General features: G+C 64.1%; 17 protein-coding genes. 9 read left to right on the top strand and 8 right to left on the bottom strand.

The window, feature by feature from the left end; genetic code table 11:
- Positions 1-3: 3 nt before the first annotated feature.
- From ACOGI5_RS13950 to ACOGI5_RS13925, 6 genes are all read right to left on the bottom strand, one after another.
- Positions 4-1,110 carry a Rieske 2Fe-2S domain-containing protein gene (locus ACOGI5_RS13950; RefSeq protein ID WP_419865013.1) on the bottom strand — a complete coding sequence of 369 codons (1,107 nt, stop codon included), beginning with the start codon at positions 1,108-1,110 and terminating at the stop codon, positions 4-6.
- Positions 1,111-1,145: 35 nt separating this feature from the next.
- Positions 1,146-2,312 (bottom strand): cytochrome P450, encoded by a 1,167-nt coding sequence (locus ACOGI5_RS13945; protein WP_419865012.1) that lies wholly within the window; start codon positions 2,310-2,312, stop codon positions 1,146-1,148.
- Between the two features lie 12 nt (positions 2,313-2,324).
- Complete coding sequence (locus tag ACOGI5_RS13940) at positions 2,325-3,893, bottom strand: sulfatase (protein WP_419865011.1); 1,569 nt, start codon at positions 3,891-3,893, stop codon at positions 2,325-2,327.
- Positions 3,894-3,948: 55 nt separating this feature from the next.
- Positions 3,949-4,635 (bottom strand): VOC family protein, encoded by a 687-nt coding sequence (locus ACOGI5_RS13935; RefSeq protein ID WP_419865010.1) that lies wholly within the window; start codon positions 4,633-4,635, stop codon positions 3,949-3,951.
- Positions 4,632-5,447, bottom strand: a complete 816-nt coding sequence (locus ACOGI5_RS13930; RefSeq protein WP_419865009.1) for an alpha/beta hydrolase — start codon at positions 5,445-5,447, stop codon at positions 4,632-4,634. Before ACOGI5_RS13930 ends, ACOGI5_RS13935 begins: the two co-directional genes overlap by 4 nt.
- Positions 5,448-5,554: 107 nt before the next feature.
- Positions 5,555-6,553, bottom strand: coding sequence for a hypothetical protein (locus ACOGI5_RS13925; protein WP_419865008.1), 999 nt, complete (start codon positions 6,551-6,553; stop codon positions 5,555-5,557).
- Positions 6,554-6,906: 353 nt separating this feature from the next.
- Here ACOGI5_RS13925 and ACOGI5_RS13920 point away from each other — a divergent pair, with 353 nt between their 5' ends.
- The 7 genes from ACOGI5_RS13920 to ACOGI5_RS13890 all read left to right on the top strand — a co-directional run bounded on the left by ACOGI5_RS13920 (position 6,907) and on the right by ACOGI5_RS13890 (position 15,283).
- Positions 6,907-7,824 (top strand): VOC family protein, encoded by a 918-nt coding sequence (locus tag ACOGI5_RS13920; RefSeq protein ID WP_419865007.1) that lies wholly within the window; start codon positions 6,907-6,909, stop codon positions 7,822-7,824.
- 120 nt (positions 7,825-7,944) lie between these two features.
- Positions 7,945-9,600 carry an ABC transporter substrate-binding protein gene (locus ACOGI5_RS13915; protein ID WP_419865006.1) on the top strand — a complete coding sequence of 552 codons (1,656 nt, stop codon included), beginning with the start codon at positions 7,945-7,947 and terminating at the stop codon, positions 9,598-9,600.
- Positions 9,601-9,612: 12 nt separating this feature from the next.
- Entirely contained in the window at positions 9,613-10,557 is a 945-nt protein-coding gene (locus ACOGI5_RS13910) for an ABC transporter permease (protein WP_419865005.1), read from the top strand.
- Positions 10,554-12,470, top strand: a complete 1,917-nt coding sequence (locus tag ACOGI5_RS13905; protein ID WP_419865004.1) for a dipeptide/oligopeptide/nickel ABC transporter permease/ATP-binding protein — start codon at positions 10,554-10,556, stop codon at positions 12,468-12,470. The genes ACOGI5_RS13910 and ACOGI5_RS13905 overlap by 4 nt, the downstream gene beginning before the upstream one ends.
- Positions 12,467-13,339 (top strand): ATP-binding cassette domain-containing protein, encoded by an 873-nt coding sequence (locus tag ACOGI5_RS13900; RefSeq protein WP_419865003.1) that lies wholly within the window; start codon positions 12,467-12,469, stop codon positions 13,337-13,339. Before ACOGI5_RS13905 ends, ACOGI5_RS13900 begins: the two co-directional genes overlap by 4 nt.
- Before the next feature lie 22 nt (positions 13,340-13,361).
- Complete coding sequence (locus ACOGI5_RS13895) at positions 13,362-14,270, top strand: alpha/beta fold hydrolase (RefSeq protein WP_419865002.1); 909 nt, start codon at positions 13,362-13,364, stop codon at positions 14,268-14,270.
- Positions 14,271-14,305: 35 nt separating this feature from the next.
- A complete protein-coding gene (locus ACOGI5_RS13890; protein ID WP_419865001.1) occupies positions 14,306-15,283 on the top strand; it encodes an isocitrate lyase/PEP mutase family protein in 978 nt (325 codons plus the stop codon).
- A gap of 35 nt (positions 15,284-15,318) precedes the next feature.
- Here the strand turns inward: ACOGI5_RS13890 and ACOGI5_RS13885 are convergent, their stop codons facing one another.
- The gene (locus ACOGI5_RS13885) at positions 15,319-16,719 is read right to left on the bottom strand and encodes an MmgE/PrpD family protein (RefSeq protein WP_419865000.1); all 1,401 of its coding nucleotides are present in this window, start codon (positions 16,717-16,719) and stop codon (positions 15,319-15,321) included.
- Between the two features lie 115 nt (positions 16,720-16,834).
- A complete protein-coding gene (locus tag ACOGI5_RS13880) occupies positions 16,835-17,686 on the bottom strand; it encodes a class II aldolase/adducin family protein (RefSeq protein WP_419864999.1) in 852 nt (283 codons plus the stop codon).
- 283 nt (positions 17,687-17,969) lie between these two features.
- Here ACOGI5_RS13880 and ACOGI5_RS13875 point away from each other — a divergent pair, with 283 nt between their 5' ends.
- Entirely contained in the window at positions 17,970-18,230 is a 261-nt protein-coding gene (locus ACOGI5_RS13875; RefSeq protein ID WP_419864998.1) for a type II toxin-antitoxin system Phd/YefM family antitoxin, read from the top strand.
- A 5-nt stretch (positions 18,231-18,235) separates the two neighbouring features.
- A complete protein-coding gene (locus tag ACOGI5_RS13870) occupies positions 18,236-18,646 on the top strand; it encodes a type II toxin-antitoxin system VapC family toxin (protein WP_419864997.1) in 411 nt (136 codons plus the stop codon).

The raw sequence follows: 18,646 nt of genomic DNA, 5'->3' as shown, positions 1-18,646 counted from the left end.
TCATCAACGAGATGGTGTTGCCACGACCTGCTCGCTGTGGCCGTACTCGTCGTTGACCCAGTCGACGACCCTGCGGCGGAACAGCAGTCCCGCCTTGTCGCCTTGGACGCTCAACTCGGAGTACGGGGTTTCGTCAGTCTCAAGCAGCCGCTGCATGTGGGCCACTGCCCAGCGGTCTTCCTCGAATCCCTTCTCGAGGTGGGCTTGCATGAACCTGTAGTAAGCGTCGTCGTCGAGGGCGAAGTCGTTGGAGGCCGACCACCAGTAGTGGGTGGACGACGCTGTCTCGGGTGTGAGGTAGTGCATGATGTGGGTCTTGTGCACCTCGCGGTCGTCCGACTGCGGATCGCCGACGAAGATCGGCGCGTACCCCTGGAACACGCCTGGTGACACCGCCATCCCGCCGTCCCATCGCTCTGCAGGCTTGCCTCTGGCACGTTCACGAATCTGTTGCGGCAGCGCCGCCGTCGCCCGCAGAGGATCATCGTCAACCCGATTGCAGTAAATGCCGTCTGGCCGCTGTTCGACCGTGGTCGGCAGATCAAAGAACGAGTCGTCGAATCTGAACGTCTCACGGTGGAGGTAGGCAAAGTGGGTGAGGTCATTCAGGTTTTCGTGCATGAGCAGATAGCTGCCCGCGAGATCGGTGGCTCCGAGCATGGTGCGGTATCCAGGATCTGACAGGAATGGGAGGTCCGGCAGCTTGTCCGTGTCAGGAGCGTCCTGATCGCCCATCCAGATGAATACGAACGGTCCGAGTTCGCGCACGGGATAGGTGCGAAGGGACCGGTTCGGGACACTCAGCTGGCACGGGACCCGGGCAATTGCACCGTCGGGCCGGTAGCGGACTCCGTGGTAGCCGCAGACGATGTCGTCGCCGTCAACCGTGCTCTGCGCGAGCGGAAAGGAGCGGTGCAGGCAACGATTCTGCAGCGCGACCAACGCGCCCGACTCGGTTCGGTAGAAAACGATCGACCGCTCGAGCAGGGTCTTGGCGCTCGGTTGTCGCGTGAACTCCTCGACCATTCCTGCGACGTACCAGTGGTTGTAGAGCAGGGGGAGACCGATGTACTCGCGTACGTCCTTGACTCGATCTGTGTTGTTCACCATCAGAGCTTCCTTATGTCTATGTGATGTCTACGTGGTTAGTTCAGTCGGGCAGGCATCGTCGCAAATCCTTGCAGGATGTTGTTGACGATCGGAATGGGTGGACCTTTGAGCTCGAGCCGCTGGGCGTGGCGACACAGGGCGTACAGGAGCTGTTCCATCTCCAGCCGGGCCAAATGGGCGCCGGCGCAGAAATGCGAACCGAATCCCCAGCCGAGATGATCACGGGGATTGCGTTCGACCGTGAACGTCTCGGGGTCCTCGTAGTGGCGTTCGTCGTGGTTGGCGCTTGACCACAGCACAAACAGCCGTGCGTCAACGGGCAGGATCGACCCTTCGATGTTCCAGCCGGTCTCGGCAGACCGGGTGAATCCGCGTATCGGCGATGACATGCGCACTGCTTCGTTGACAGCGCTCGGCACAAGATCCGGATCGGCTCGCAGAGCTTCGTAAGCTTCGGGATTGCGGGCCAGCTCCCAGAACATGTGGGCTGCAGCGAGGATCGTCGTATCGAGGCTGGGCGCGATGAAGTCGATCAGCATGGCGCGTCCCTCATCGGCAGAGATCCGTCCTTCGCTGACGGCGTCTTGAGTGCGTGCAGCCCAGCCACCGGGTGTCATGTGGGCATAGGCAACGGTTTGGATGTACTTCTGCATCCCCTGGATTCTCGGAATCGACTTGGCCGCCCGGGCATTCATGGGACCGATCATCTGGAAGGTGGCGGCGGCCCAGTCGAGCATCTGTTCACGGCCTTCCGGCGGCAGGCCGACGAGATCGGTGACGACCTTCACCGGCAGATGGCTCGCAAAGTCTTTCACGGCGCAGAATCCGTCGCGATTGAGCAGATCAATGACGAGGTCGTCTGCGGCTTGCTCCACGCGGTCGCGCAGTTCGTTGATTTGGGGTCGGCCCAGACTCTCCATGAGCACGGCGCGGCGCCGCTTGTGAACCTCGCCGTCGCTGACCAGCACGGTGTAAGAGGGCCGCGTATTCAAGAAGTTGTTGACGCTGATGCCGTGCCCGTTGACAAGCGTCTCATCGGCCCGCAAGGCCTCTCGAACATCGTCGTAACGAGCGACCGCGAAAACCTCCTGCTTGGACAGGTAGACGAGCGGCCCGAGATCACGTAACTGGCGGTTGACCGCATTGGTCGACAGCAGTGATTTCTTCGAGAAGTAGTTGCCGTCGTACGTCGGGATGTCCATGATCGGCAACCCCTAGGTCGAGACGGGTTCGAGTCGGACGGACGGCGTGACCTCGATGATCTCGTCGGTCAGACGCTCGAGCAACGCCGCCCGGCGTGCCGGGTCGCGGCCGTCGACGGCCAAGTTGACAAGCTCGTCGGGGTCGTTCGTCAAGTCGTAGAGCGTCTCGAAGCCGTGGGAGTCGCGGGTGTAGCGACCTTCTGCGCTGATCACAGTCCTGGTTCTGGCGGGCACCGGACCGCGGAAGATCTCGCTCGGGAAGTCTTCTTCGATCAATGCGCTCTCACGCACGCTCGCCAGCGGGTCTTCGAGGATTGGCACGAGGCTGCGGCCCTGCATTCCCTGATACTCAGAGACTCCGCAGATGTCGAGCACGGTGTGGGGGAGGTCGATGCTGGCCGCCAGCGACGAGGTACGGGCCGACGACCGGCCGGGCGCCTTGATCGTGAGCGGGGCGCGGATCATCCCCTGAAAGTGCATCGCGCCCTTCAGGATCAATCCGTGGTCGCCCATCATGTCGCCGTGGTCGCTCGTGAAGATCACAATCGTGTTGTCGTCGGCACCGAGGTCCGAGACGGTGTCGAGAACTTGACCCACGCCGTTGTCGATCGCTTCGATCATCCCGTAGGTAACCGCCAAGGCGTCAATGAGCTGCTCATGTGTCGGACCGAACGGGCGTGGGCTCTGGTTCCACAGCGGCGATGGTTCCCGTCCCCGCGTGGCGTGCAGGTGCGGTGCCCAGTCGTTGCCAGGATCGTCGAAGGTCGAAGGGACTTGCATGTCATGAGGCGAATGGCGGCTGAACCAGGGCTCGGGGATCGCCATCGGATGGTGCGGATCGGGATATGAGCACCACACCATCCATGGTGTGTCCCCGGTTTCGGCCGCCTTGATGAACTCAATGGTCCGCTCGGTGACGTACGTGGTGGAGTGAATCTCGTCCGGGTAGGGAGCGGGGTGGACTTGCCACCAATGCTCGGAGCGTCCCGGAATGGGCGACTCGGGGTCGGTGCCGGTGGCCAGGAGTTCGGGAGTTGCCCCCCGTTCAAGCGCCCACTGGTAGTGATGTCCAGCGACAAGAGCGCCATGGCCGATCGTCAGCTCGATGTGGCCGAAGCCGTAGAAGTCATCCGGTGCGATGACCTCCCCGGCTGCGTACCGCTCTTGGTGCTCGAGGGTGTCCCAGCCCTCCTCGTAGGGCGCATATCGGCCTGGCGCCGGCCCGAGCTCTTGCACCGTCTCGCGGCTCATTCCGTGCTGGAGGTGCGACTTGCCGATGAGTGCCGTGTTCCATCCGCTGGTGCGCAGTCGGCGGACAAATGTGTTGTAGGCGGGATCCAGGGACCGGTCGTTGAATATGACACCGTGGCCCGACGGCATCAATCCGGTCATGATCGTGGACCGGTTGGGCATGCAGATCGGGTTCGACACGAAGGCCTGATCGAAGATCACACTCTGCGACGCGAGCCGATCGACGTTCGGCGTGCGAACGGCCCTATTGCCGGCGTAGCCGAGATGATCGGCTCGGAGCTGGTCGCAGATGATGAACAGCACGTTCGGTCGTTTGGCCCCCGTCGTCATGTCGTGCCAGCCCCTTGTGGCATTCGGGCGCTTGATCGCAGTTCGATGCGTCGAGTCAGCTCGCCTCAACCGGTGGAGTGGTTTCGCTGAATCGGTCCCATGCCACTTCGTCGGGGATCCGCATGACGGCGTCGTGGTACTTCACCGGAAGCAGGGTGGCGTTCTGCCACTTCTCCCTTGGGGGCTGGGACACGGCGCCGCCCTCGGCCTCATACGGCTCGGGGTGCTTCAGTGCCTCGATTTCGGCGTCGGAGATGCCGCACAGATCCACAACCTCCGGGTCGATCCACTGGTCAGCAGGGATGTCCGATCCGGTAGTGACCTCGAGGCTGAGCCCTTCTGGACCGCCGAAGTAGATCGACTGCAGCATCCCGTGGTCGATGGGCCCCATGACTTGGACACCCTTGGCACGAATGCGGTCTCGCAGCGCGAGCAAGCTCGCGAACGATTCGGTGTGGAGGGCGACGTGCTGCATGGTGCCTGCGGTCACGGGCCCGGTAGCGCTGCCGGGGTGGGTGACCCCAAGCTCGACCTCTTCTGGGTTGTCGGGATGCTGCACGAATGCGACGTAGCTCTCGGGCGACAGTTCGACGAAGCCGTGGAAGGTGCCTTCCACACCGTGCATCCAATACAGCGCCTTGACAGCACAACCCATGACGTCGGACCAGAACATGAGCTGGGTCTTCATGTCGCGGGTGGACAGCGCCAGGTGATTGACGCCGGTCGGATGGAGAACAGTCATGAGCTTGCTCCGTTGATGAGATGTCGGCACCAATCGGTGACGACGTCGGTGTATTGGTGAGTGTGGAAGAGCATGAGCTGGTGCTTGCCCTGCGGCTCCATGTAGAGCTCGACGGGGCCGGCCGTAGCGTCGGTCACTCGGCGAGCGACCTCGGGCGGAAAGGTGGGGTCGTTTTCGCCGACCGTGAACAGAATGGGCTTGGTGTTCTCCGCAAGAGGGACTGCCGGGTCGTAGCGGAAGAGCGATCCCCACGAGGACATGTCGTAAAACCAGGTGTTGTACGGGTCAGCCTTCTTCTGCTCCGCTGCACCGACGTAGCCATAGTCGGTGTCGAAGTCGAAGAAGCGCTCAATGTGGAGCACGAACTTGTCGCCCATGATGGCGCTGAGCTTCTCGAACGCTTCAGTCCGGAACACGTTGGTCGGCTTCATCATCGGACTCGAGGGAATCATGAAGCCCATGAGCACCGATCCTGGGAATGTCTCCGACGCAGCCATCGCGCAATAGGCCGCGGCGGCCCCGAGCGACGATCCCTTGATGATCACTGGGAGGCCGGTCGTATCGGTGATGTGATCGCCATAGGCAACGGCAGCGTCGACCCACTGCTCAAAGGTCCACTGGCCGGGCCGCTGGGAAATGCACGACCGGCCGTGTCCTGGCGCGTCCATGCACCACACTTCCGCGCCCTGCGCGGCGTAGTGGGCGCCGAAGTTGTCGTAGATGCCCCCGTGCGAGGCGATGCCATGCATGACCAGCAGCGCGTGGTCGGGGTCGGGGCCAGCGAATCGGTAGGAGAAGACCTCTCCAAGCATGTGTTCTTCTCGCTGCATTAGACGGACGGCCTTTCTCTTGATTCCTTGAGGGAGGGTTGGGGGCTTGCGGTTCGTGGGTGCATTTCAGCGGGCTCCGAATCGTCGCGCTAGATGGTCACCGTGTCGGGTTCGAGACCGAGCAGGACCCGTCCGTAGAGGGCTCTCGCAGGCTCGAGAGCGAGGCCGCCGTGCATGCACATCGCCTGGAGGTCTGCCAAGGCCAGCCCGATCGGGTTCGAGGCGCGCAGGCCGGATCCGCCGGTCGCTTGGAAGAGGGATTTCACGGACTCCATGCACATGGCGACTGCTTCGGCGGCGTCGGCCCGCACCCGTACCCGTTCGACGATGTCCAGCAGAGCACCTGAACGAGCTGCGTCGTCCATCCGGTCCGCGGCGCGATAGAGGTGGAACTGGGCCTGATCGACCTGCGCGGTCGCTTGAGCCACCATCAGGTGCGTGGACGGGTACTCGCGCTGGATGTAGTCGGTATAGGTGATGGTCTTGCCGCCGATCACCTCGGGAAAGCTGCCGAGGGCGGAGCGGGCGAGGCCAAGTGCACCTCCGGCAAGGGCCAGTATGAGCACCGGAAACGCAGCGAGACCGGGCTGCCATCCGTCGTGGAGGCCGCGTCCAGGCGTCTGGCCTGCGATCAGTGCGGGCAGCGATAGGAAGCGGTGGGCGGGAACCGGATGGTCCTCCAGCGTCACCGAGCATGAGCCCGTGCCCGCGAGCCCGGTCACGAACCAGTCGTCCAGGTAGGTGATCTCGCCGCTGGGCACGAGAAAGTCACCGGCGTCGACCATCTCGCTGCCATCAAAGACCTCAGCACCTATGAAGAGCCACTGTGCATGCTCGCTTCCGGACGCGAATGGCCAGAATCCGCTCAACCGGAAGCTGCCGTCTGCTTGGCGCTCTGCCCTGCCTCGGGGTGCAATCACCGCGGAGATCAGCGTGTCAGGATCCACGCCGTAGGTCTCGTCCTGAGCCGCTTGAGGAAAGTGCGACATCATCCACGAATGCGCGTGGGTTACGCCAGCGACCCACGCAGTCGACCCGCACCCTTCGGCGAGCGTGGAGATCACGTCGAGGTGTGTGCGCATCGGCATCTCGAAGCCGCCGTTTCGCCTAGCTTGCAACACCTTGAGCAGACCGTGTTCCCGCAGGTCGGCGACGGTCTCGTCGAGAAGCCGCCTGTGCTGAGTAGTCGCTGCCGCTCGTTCTCGGAGCAGAGGAACCAGGGAGCGGGCTCGGTCGACGATCTCCGCGGGTGCCGATACTCCCTCAGACGCTCTCGATTCGGTCACACTCGTCATCAGCGTCTCCAGCTTGACCAGACTCACAAGGCCTGATTTCGAAAATAGATGTCTTATGCGAGTTTATGTTAGAGAATTGAAAACAAACTAGATTGAGATCGGCAACAGTGCCACGTCGCATCCGGCGTCGTCGAGGAGGGTGACAGATGAGTCTTCATGGGATGATGGCCATCACGCTGGGGGTACCCGACATAGCAGCGGTGACGCCCTTCTACCGTGAGTTCGGCCTCGGCGGCGACGGCAACGCGTTCTGCTCCACTGCCGGCGGCCAGCAGCTCACGTTGGTGCAGCGACCCTGGCGCCAGCTTGTCGACGTCACCCTCGGCGCCGACTCACCTGACGATTTCGAGCGCATCAAGGCCGCTGCAGCGAAGCAAGACATCGAGGTTGCAGAGAACCACGGCGCGATCACCGTCGTCGAACCGACGCTGCGCCTGCCTATCCACGTGGCCGTGATGCCACGCGTTGCGCCGGTACCGGTGCAACCCGCACCGATCAATGTTCCGGGCAACACCGGACGACCCAATGAGCGGCCAGCGACGCTGTTCGAAGGCGGGCCGGCCCAACCTCGCCGACTGGGACACGTGGCGGTGGGGACACCCGATATCGAGGCCACCAGCCAGTTCCTGCAGACGGTTCTCGGCTTCCGGCTCAGCGACCGGGTGGACGGGGTCGTTGAATTCGTGCGGTGTTCCACGGATCACCACAATTTCGCTCTGGCTGCGGCACCGGTGCCGTTCCTGCACCACTCGTCGTGGCAGCTCGACTCCATGGACGCCATCGGTCACGGCGCCACCCACTTGCTCAAGGGTGACCCGGATCGACATGCATGGGGTCTCGGGCGCCACTTCTTGGGTTCGAACCTCTTCTGGTACTTCCGGGATCCCGCTGGGAACTTCGCCGAGTATTTCTCCGACATCGACCAGATCGTCGATGATGCGGAGTGGATGGCACGCACGTGGGAGCCGGACAAGGCGCTGTACATCTGGGGTCATCCCACTCCCGATGCCCTCGCTCCCACAGATATCGGCGAGATCATCGAGGCCATGGCAGCAGCCCCGTAGCAGGAATCGAGACGTGGGGTCGGCGCGAGATGTGGTGAACGCAGTCGGCCGATTGTCGTAGTGTCTGGCAGATATCGAAAATTGGATCAATTACCGAATCCTGATCAGAGGGGAATTCGCATGCGTAAGTTGCTCGTATTGGTGTTGTCGCTCAGCCTGATTGCCGCGGCGTGCGGTACTGACGATGATGCCGACGACGGTCCTGCCGATGAAGTCGACGACGCGTCGCAGGTCAGCGAAGATGCGCCCGCCGATGCGGCTGACGACGGTGCCGTTGACGACGGCGCGGCAGACGACGGCGCGGCAGACAGCAGCGCCGGTGACGACGGCGCCGCTGGCGACGACGATGCGGCAATGGCAGCTCCGACCGGGGAGCTTCGCTACGGCACGCCGCTCGGTCCGCTCACGATGGACCCGCATCTGGAATCACGCGCCTTCGTGATGCTCTACTACCACGTGATCTACGACGGCCTCGTCAACGAGATGCCCGACAACTCACTCGTTCCGGGCCTCGCCACGCACTGGGAGATCAGCGACACCGAAGCCCGGTTCTTCCTGCGGGAAGGCGTGACCTTCCACGACGGAACCCCCTTTGACGCGGAGGCCGTGAAGTACAACATCGAGAAGGTCAAGGCCACCCCTGGCCGAAATGCCGGTGTGCTCCTGCAGATCACCGAGGTCGAAGTGGTCTCTCCGACCGAAGTTGTCTTCCACATGGCCGGCACCGATCGCGATCTGCTGAACGTGCTGGCGACGTTTGCTGGCCTCATGGTGAGCCCGGGCGTCGCGCCGCAAGACGTAGCTGCCGGCGTGCCGGCTGGTACCGGACCATTCATGATCACCGAGCGGACCGAGTCGTCGTTGATTCTGGACTACAACCCCGACTACTGGAATCCTGCCGACCAGGGTGTTGCACGGATCACGTGGACCCAGCTCACTGACGATGAAGCCAGATTCAACGCCCTGCTCACCGGCGAGGTCGACGTCGCTCCGCTGCGTGCATTCCAGCTCGGTGACGCCGAGGCTGCCGGTCTGGAGGTCGCCCAAGCGCACAACAGCTACTCGATGCTCATCTTCTTCGACATCGGCGGCAATCTCATACCCGAATTCGCCGACATCAGAGTGCGGCAAGCGCTCGCGCACGCGATGAGCCGCGACGGCTGGGGCGCCTCGGTCGTGCGAGGAGTAGGCGAACCTGCCAATCAGGTGTTCGACGAGGGTTCTCCGTGGTACATCGAGGGGTACGAGGGCTATCCGTACGACCCGGATAGAGCGAGGGAGCTGCTCGCTGAGGCCGGGGTGACCGATCTCACGTTCGAGACGCCGAGCTGGGGCATATTCAATGTCATGAATCAGACGACGTCTGCCATGCTGAGTGAAGTGGGCGTGAACATGACCATTCGCGACACGCAACCCGGCCAGCATGTTGCGCACATCGCCGCCCAAGAAGTCGGAACCGGGGCGTACTTCTTGGACTCGGGCCATCCAGATCAGGTGTTTCAGACCTACTTTGCGCCTCCGTCCATCTTCAATCCGTGGAACGTGCCAGTCCCGTCGGTGCTCGCCCATGTTGAGGCCGCCGCGGCGGCGCCGGATGAAGATGGAGCAAACGCCGCCTACCGGGCAATGCTCCGAGAGGCGTACGACCTGGCCTGGATCGTGCCGGTCTGGCGCAACTCAAACATCATCGGCTACAACCCCGACAGGTTCGACATCCAGGCGTGGGAGGGCGTCACGATTGGCATCGGCATACGCGGCCTCACGCCGAAGTCATAGGCCAACAGGCGGGTGGGCCGCACCTTCGCCTATCGGCTGGCGACAGCCGTCCCTCTGGTATTTCTTGTCTCACTGCTGGCGTTCGCGCTGGTGCACCTGATGCCGGGTTCGGCATCAGAGACCATCCTGGGTGAAGGGGCTTCGCCTGAGGCCGTGGCCGCGCTGGACCAACAGCTCGGCTTCGACCGCCCGCTGCACGAGCAGTACTGGAACTGGGCCACCGATGCGGTTCGTGGCGACTTCGGCAAGTCTGCTATCACATCGCGCAACGTCAGCGACACGTTGATCGAGCGATTCCCGGTGACGCTGTCGGTCGCTGCCGGCGGACTGCTCGTTGCGGTGATCATCGGAGTGCTCGGAGGCACGATCGCGGCGCTACGCCAAGGTCGGCTCACCGATCGTGTCATCTCGCTGGCAACGGCGACTGGCCTCGCGGTCCCCAATTTCTGGGTGGCGATCTTGCTCGCGTTCTACATCGGGGTTCAGCGCGGGTGGCTTCCCGCGGTCGGATATACAGGGCCAACCGAGAGCGTCATCGAGTGGGTCAAGCACTTGATCATGCCTTCGATTGCACTTGGGCTCGGCTCGGCGGCTGTCATCGCACGGCAGATGCGAGGGGGCTTGCTCGATGTGCTGGAACGACCCTACATCCGGGCCGCTCGAGCCAAGGGGCTGCGCTTCGGGCGGGTTGTCGTAATCCACGGCATGAAGAACGCCCTCATCCCGGTGGCCACTGTGATCGGTTTTCAGGCGTCGGTGATGTTGGGCGGAGCGGTGCTGGTGGAGCAGATCTTCGGCATGCCGGGCATCGGCGTGCAGGCAGTCGGCGCCGTGCTGTCCCAGGACCTTCCTGTCGTCCAGGGAATCGTCATGGTGAGCTCGCTCATCGTGATCCTCATGAACGTGATGATCGACATGTCCTATGCCTACTTCGATCCACGAGTTCGGCTGGCATGAGTTCGCCGCTCCGACGCCTTGTCACCCGTCCCGGCGGCTATGTCCCGTTGCTGTGGCTGCTGCTCGTGGCGTTCTGCGCAGTGTTCCCGACTCTCGCGGCGACGCACGAACCCAATACGGCAGAGTTCACGGCGGTATTGGACGGACCAAGCGCCGATCACTGGTTGGGAACTGACGATCTCGGCCGCGACAACTACTCCCGCCTGGTGCATTCCTCCCGGACCGCGGTCGTGGCCATGCTCCAGGCTGTCGGTACCGCGCTCATTCTCGGCGTGCCGATCGGGCTCTTCGTGGGCTATGCCGGCGGATGGTGGGACCGCATCGTCATGCGGATCGTCGACGCGATCTTCTCGCTACCCGGTCTCATCCTGGCGTTCGCCATCATCGCGATCCTCGGACCGGGGCTCACCAACGCCATGATCGCTGTCGGCGTGCTCTTTGCCCTCCGCTTCATCAGATTGACGCGAGCGATGGTGCTATCGGTACGTGAGGAGCCGTTTATCGAGGCGGCGCAATTGAGCGGGGCGCCGACACGCACGATTTTGGGGCGCTACCTGTTGCCCAACATGTACGGGCCGCTGATTGTCCAGACCACGATCAGCCTCGCCGCGGTGCTGCTGATCGAGGCGGCCCTGAGCTTCCTCGGACTCGGCGTGCAGCAGCCGGATGCCACATGGGGATCGATGCTGCGCGCCGCCCGATCGCTGCAGCGAGACAATCCCATTACGCCGTGGCCTCCGGGTCTCGCCATCACATTCACCGTCCTGGCGTTCAACGCTCTCGGCGACGCTCTTCGGGACGTGCTGGCCGAGGGGTCCGGCGGACGAATAAAGGCTGCTCGTCGGGGCGTGGCAGTCGGTCTTGCGGACGATGGCGCGCCTGCTCGCCGCGAGGAAGCCCCGGCGGAACCGACCCGACCCGATGCGGTGCTGGCCGTGCGCAATTTGTACGTCACGGTTCCCACGGACACGGGGCGTGCCCCGGCCGTTCGGGATCTGTCGTTTGACGTGGCGCCCGGTGAGATTGTCGGGCTCGTCGGCGAGAGCGGATCCGGCAAGACCGTCACGGCGCTGGCGATCGCCGGACTGCTGCCACGGGGGCTCGCCGTCGATCCGGGTTCGAGCATCAACTTCGAGGGCCAGCAGCTCGTCGGCAAGACCGAGTCGCAGATGGCCGGCGTCCGAGGCACTGGGATCGGCATGATCTTCCAAGACCCCACTGCGTCGCTGAATCCGGCCCTGACAGTCGGCTTCCAGCTCGCTGAGCCGCTTCGCATACACGGCGATCTGAGCAGGAAGGCGGCGGTCGAGCGAGCTGCCGATCTGCTTGACCGGGTGGGCGTGGCCAGCCCGCGCCAGCGGCTGCGGGATTATCCCCACCAGTTCTCGGGCGGGATGGCGCAACGGGTGATGACAGCGATGGCCTTGGCCAGCGAGCCTTCGCTCATCATCGCGGACGAACCCACGACCGCCCTCGACGTGACGACGCAACAGCAGGTCCTCGAGCTCCTCGTCGGACTGTGCGAAGACTTCTCGATGGCGATGCTGTTCATCACCCACGACCTCGGAGTCGTCGCCGAGGTGTGCGATCGGGCAGTCGTGATGTACGCGGGAGAGGCGGTCGAGACTGGCAGAGTGTACGACCTCTTCGCCCAGCCCGGCCATCCGTATTCCCAGGCGTTGCTGGCCAGCGTGCCGCTCTTGGACGGTGGCGAGGATCAGCTCGTCACCATCACAGGGCGCGTACCGGCGCCCAACGAGGAGTATCCCGGCTGCCGCTTCGCGGATCGCTGCGAGCACATGACCTCGTACTGCACCGAACGGCCCGTGAGCTTGGTGCCGCTCGAAGGCGATGGCCGGTCCAGCCGGTGTGTTCTCGCCGACGATCTCCAGAGGCAGGGTGCGGCGAAATGATCGACACTGCATCGCCGAACGGTGCCGCGCTGCTCCGCGTCGAGGAACTGACCGTCGAGTTCCGCGGCGGAGGGCTCTTCTCGCTCGGACGCTCGATGGTGCACGCCGTCCGCAACGTCTCCTTCAGCGTGGGCCGTGGCGAGGCCTATGGGCTGGTAGGGGAGTCAGGTTCAGGCAAGACGACCACCGGCCGGTGCGTGCTCGGGCTGCAATCGCCGACCAAAGGCAGCATCCGCTTGGCCGACGATGATGTCGGCGAGCTGCGGCGCCGTGACCCTGAGGTGCTTCACCGGCGCATCCAAGCGGTCTTTCAGAATCCGATCGCCTCGCTGAACCCGGCCATGACGGTGGAGATGATCCTCGCCGAGCCGCTACGTCGGCTCGCAGACGTACGGGACCGCGATGATGCTCGACGCCGGAGCATCGAGCTGCTGGACGAGGTGCGCCTGCCGAGGGAGATTCTCAATCGCAGACCCACCGAGCTGTCGGGAGGCCAGGCCCAGCGGGTGTCCATTGCCCGCGCTCTGGCGTCACATCCAATGCTCATCGTGCTGGATGAGGCCGTCAGCGCTCTCGACGTTGCCACCCAAGCCCAGGTCATCAACTTGCTCGCCGAACTGCGTGACGAGACCGGCGTGTCGTACCTGTTCATCGCTCACGACTTGGCGGTGGTGCGCCACCTTTCCGACCGCATCGGGGTGATGTCGAACGGCGAGATTGTCGAGGAAGGGCCGGCGTCAGACATCTGCCGCACGCCTTCCCACGAGTACACCCAGCGTCTGCTCGCGGCGGTGCCGGTGCCGGATCCGACGGTGAAGCGCGTGCGGCGTGATCCCAATCGTGACGAGTCCGTCGAAACCCAAGACTGAACGAACAAGGAAAGGGAACCAGATGCGAAACCACGATGGCGAGGTCGAGACACTGTGGAACGGAGACGTGATTGGGCATCGCATCTTCGAGGCCGCCGGCTTGAGCTGGCATGCCATCACCGCCGGCGATCCGGAGAACTCCGAAATCATCGTGTTCCTGCACGGGTTCCCAGAGTCCTGCTTCGCATGGCACCACCAGGTCGCCGGACTCGCGGACGACTTCTTCACTGTGGCCATCGATCTCAAGGGGCACGGCCAATCCGACACGCGCCTCGACAGCGGCTACGACTACGCAGCTCAGGCTGCCGAGCTGCCGGCCGTGTTCGACGCGCTCGGTCTCAGTCGGTTCTTTCTCACCGCACATGATCGAGGGACTGTGATCGCTGACCACCTCTGCTCAGTTCCTGGAATGGCGCAGCGCATCCGGCGATATGTCCGCATGCAGCAGTCGGGCAACCGGCCCCATTCCGAGCCGGTGCCGCCGCACGACCTGTTTCGCAGCCCATTGGGGACCCAACTGCTCTCTCAAGGCGTCATCCAGCGCGGTGCGTTCGGGCTCGAACCGCTGCCGCACGGGCTCGCCATGACCGCCAAGCCGATCGCCCGGCAGGACATCGACCGCATCATCGAAGAAACGACACAGCCAGGTGTGCCCGAGGGCATGTCCGCCAGCTTTGTGTCAGCCGGATTCGACCGGGAGCTCGAGGACCGGATGAACGGTCTGTTCGCCGGGATGACGATGCCCGTGCTCTTCCTCCAAGGTGCCAAGGATCCCGGCCAGCAGCCCGACGAGTACGAGACGGTCACTGACGAGGTAACGAATGGACACCTTCAGTTCTTGGAATTAGGCCACTTTCTCCACTTGGAGGACCCGCCGGTCGTAAACGCCGCCATCCGCGAGTTCTTCACTCGGGACGACCTTCCGAGCTGAGTTGCAGCGGCTCTGCCCGTGAGCTCAGTTCCCGGATGAGCCTGACAGACTGCCTTCCCAATGGAAGCAACGCGCTGCACCACCCAGGGGGTCGACGCACGGTGACGCTGTTCCCGAACCACGGCGATGCAGCCGCTCGTCTCCGGGAGCTGCTGCGTTCAGCATCGGAGTCGAAATCGATTGTCCAGGCACCAGGCTGCTTCGACGGGTTGTCGGCCCGGCTGCTGGAGCAAGCCGGGTTCGAGGCCGGATTCCTCGGCGGGTTCTCGGTGGCAGCGGCGAGGCTCGGCCTGCCTGATGTCGGCCTGCTCAGCTACGGCGAGATGGTCGACCAGGCCCGCAGCGTGTGCGCGGCAACCTCGCTGCCGATCATCGGCGACGGCGACACCGGCTACGGCAACCCGATCAACGCCGAGCGGACGTTGCTGGGTTATGCGCAAGCAGGCCTGGCGTGCGTGATGATCGAGGACCAGGTATGGCCGAAGCGCTGCGGCCACACAGCGGGAAAAGAAGTGGTGGACCGCAGCGAGGCGGTGCAACGGATCCGGGCGTGTGTGCGCACCCGCACCGAGCATGGTCTCGACATTCTCGTCATGGCGCGCACCGATGCGGTCGCGACCCACGGATTGGACGAAGCGCTGTGGCGTGCAGCGGCCTTCGCGGAGGCTGGTGCCGACATCACCTTCGTGGAGGCACTGGAGACCCCCGAACAGATGGAGCGCTACTGCGCTGAAGTGGCCGGCCATAAGACCGTCAACCTCGTCGAGGACGGCAGAACGCCGTGGCTGAGCCCGACCGCGCTCGCCGAGATCGGCTATTCGCTCGTGATCTACCCGGTGTCGCTGCTGCTGGCCGGCATCACGGCAATGGGTGGTGCTGCAGAGAGACTCGCATCCAGCGGCGACGCCGGCGGCATACGTGCAACGTTCGACGAAGCCCGGAATCTCATCGGCTGGGCCGACTACGAGCAACGGATGCAAACGTTGAGCATCGAGGACGACCAGTCACGTTGATCGGTCGGCGACGGCGGAACTCTCGTCGCTGATCATCAGGCGACCTGCCTCGACAGTTCTCCGCATCCATCAGACAGGTCGAGTGCGTCAATCAAGAGCCGGACATCGTCCAGCTCGGTCCAGCGTTCGAGCAGCCTCAACACCCAGCTGTCGGCGCCAGTAAGCGCTGCCGCCTTGACGACGACATCGGCCTTCGCCAGGGGACGCTGAGGGCTGCCGAGCGGGAAGGCAACGCTTGCATTGAGCCGCCGGCCGGCGCTGGTGGTGACCGTGACGGAATCAGGCTCGTCCGGGTCGTAGTTCAACTCGGGTCGCCTGGGGGTAAACGGTTCGACGCGGCAGCGCTCGATGAGCATCGACACAACGGGATCGTCCCAGCGGGCGGAGCTGAAGTCGCTCAAGGTGATCTGGCCATCGACCAGCGCCAGAGCTGCGACGAACGGGAGCGAGAAGCGGGCCTCGTCGGCTGATGCCGGATGCTGGTACGGGAGGATGCTGGCGTGCATCTCAGGCAGGGCGATCTCGATGACCTCGATGTCGTCGAAGGCGATCCCCGCGCCCCCCAACTGTGAGCGCAGCTCGATCGCCGCATCGATAACCCGGTGGGTGTAGCCGCACGTGGGGTGCGCCTTGATGCCGAGGCCGTGCTCTCCGATGGCCCAGGGCGCCGCCAGCTTCGTGAGCGGCGTCTCGAACCGATCCGGTGGTACCCCCGCAGTGACGACGCCGTAGCCGTTCGGTGATTCGAGCACGTCGAGCCGGCCTGTCAAGCCCTGGGCCGCCAACATGGCTGCGCTCACTCCGGCCTCGGCCGCGAATCCGGCCTGGAGCGCTTTGGCATCGGAGCCGAACTGCGCGGTGATGCCACCCGACCGTGAGCAGGCCAGCGAGATGGCGTGCGCAGTAGTCGTCCGATCAAGGCCCATCACCGCTGCGGCAGCTGCGGCCGATCCCATCGCGCCGAGCGTTCCGGTGGCGTGCCAGCCCCGTCGGTAGTGCTCGAAATTGATCGCCTCGCCGACACGAGCAATCACTTCGAAGCCTCGTGCATACGCCGCCGTCAAGCTCGCTCCGCAGAGGTGCCCACGGGAAGTAGCGAGAATCGCGGGCACCAGCACGATGCTGGGATGCGAGTTCCCCGCGATCTCCCAGTCGTCGAACTCCAGCGCGTGACCCGCGGTCGCATTCAGAAACCCGGCACTCGAAGGTGCGGCGTAGCGCCCGGTGCCGACCACCTTGCGGCCGACAGGAGGCGAGCAGTCCGCCACGGCGAGCCCGGCGCGTTCGGCCACCTCGCTGCGACTCCCCGCCGTGATGCAGCCGAGCGCATCGATGACACCAATGTCGATGATGGCCCTCGACCGCGGATCCAGCGGCAGCGAAGCGTCGCTCACGACGTCGGCGAGCAGCTCGGTGGCAGTGCCGCCCTGAGTCACTCACTCCATTATCCGACGTGCCGGGCCCTCACCAGCGGTTCTTCGGTCCCAGTTCTTTCCCCGGGGGGCGTTCAGCTAGTCGCTCGGAACCCATGGCCGGCGAGCTGGCCGGCGTTCAGCGGTCGTAGCCGGGGCACTCGCGGTTCAGTTTGCGGATGAGGCCGGGCCACTCGGTGGCGCCGTCGTAGTTGTAGTGCGGCGACGCGTACATCTGCTGCTGGAAGCGCTGTGCTTCGGCGTCGGGGATGAGGTGCAGCTCGCTCCCTGTGGCCATCGCCTTGAGCTGGATCTCGCAGGCCTGGCGCAGGAAGTAGGAACGGAAGAATGCTTCGCCGGGCACCCGGCCGAACGAATAGTGGCCATGGTTCCGGCTGATGAGCAGGTTGTGGTCTGCGGCGAGGCGGCTGAAGCGCTCGCCGAACTCGGAGGTCTCGTCGAACTCGTAGTCGAGATAGCCGAGCATGTGACCCAGGTACACCGCCGGCTGGTTCACCCACAGCAGACCGCACCGCAGCGAACCGACCGCGGCGATCGCCTCCTCATGGCCGTGGATGAAGAAGTTGATGTCGGATCGGCTGCCGAAGATCCAGTGGCACAGGTTGACCGCGCCATCGTTGGTCCAGCGCTTGTCGTCGTGCACGGGCTCACCGTCAGGCGTGACGGTGACGAAGCTCGACGCCGTCGCCTCCTCCCAGTACATGCCGTAGGGATGGGTGAGGTAGTGGTTGGGCTGGTCGGGCACACGTGCACCGATCGCCCCGTTCACCAAGTCGCTCATGCCGTAGAGATGGATCGCCCGGTACAGCGCTGCAAGCTCGGTGCGTGCGGTCCACTCGGCCCCGGAATAGATCGATCGATCCGGGGTGTCCATCGCATCGACGGTCTTGTCGAGATCCACAGGCGGGAGTTGCTCTGTCACCGTCACCTCGCCGTGGGTCGGGGCACTGCCGATTCCTGAGTGTCTCACCGTCGCAACCGTCGGAGTGTCCATCGAGGTCCGGGCCGAGTTCCCCATTTCGGGCGGGTGCCCCACAGTTCGGCCTCCGGCGTCGACTGACTCGTCTGCTCTGTCCAACTGTTCTCGACTCAAAATGACTGGATAGTGCTGAGACTGATCAGGTAGACCTCGTGCCGCTACGGCGCAGCGACTCGGGCGAATCCCTGGACACCTCGAACCGGCAACTCAGGGAAACGATTTGTCTAGTCAGCAGACTAGTCTGCTACTGCACAATTCGGACGGGGAGGATGTCATGGCGGATACCTGGCAGGTGCAGGAGGCCAAGTCTCGCTTCAGCGAGTTTCTCCAGCGCAGCCTGAGCGACGGGCCCCAGACGGTGACGCTGCGCGGCGTGCCGACTGCTGTGCTGGTGCCGATCGAGGAGTGGGAACGACTCCAGCGCAACGCACGCCCGGACCTCAAGGACTGGCTGCTGGCACCCGATGTCCGCACCGACCATCTGACTCCGCCTCGGCGGGGCTTCCAACGCCGGCGCCCACCGGACCTCGGCTGACTCCCGTGTACCTGCTGGACACCAACATCGTTTCCGAATTGCGCCGGACGCGTCCGCACCCGTCAGTCGTCGAATGGGTCCGGGGGACTCGCTCTGGGGACATGTTCCTCTCAGCGGTGACCATCGGCGAGATCCAGGCCGGGATCGAGTTCACCCGCGAGCAGGATCCCGCCAAGGCGGATGAACTGGAGGCGTGGCTCGCACAGCAGCTGCTCGGCGGCTTCGACATCCTGGCGATGGACGCAGCCTCCTGGCGCGAGTGGGCCCGGCTTATGCATCGCCGGTCAGACACACTGATGCTGGACGCAATGATCGCGGCCATCGCAAAGGTGCATCGGCTGATCGTCGTGACAAGAAACGTCCGAGACTTCGAGCCGTTCGACGTGCCCCTGCTCGACCCGTTCGGCTCGCACTAG

The organism is Candidatus Poriferisodalis sp. (assembly GCF_965208925.1).
In the GTDB taxonomy this organism is placed as follows: Bacteria; Actinomycetota; Acidimicrobiia; order Acidimicrobiales; family Poriferisodalaceae; genus Poriferisodalis.
Note: the sequence above shows the minus strand (reverse complement) of the source record. Positions and strands in the feature narration are given on the sequence as shown.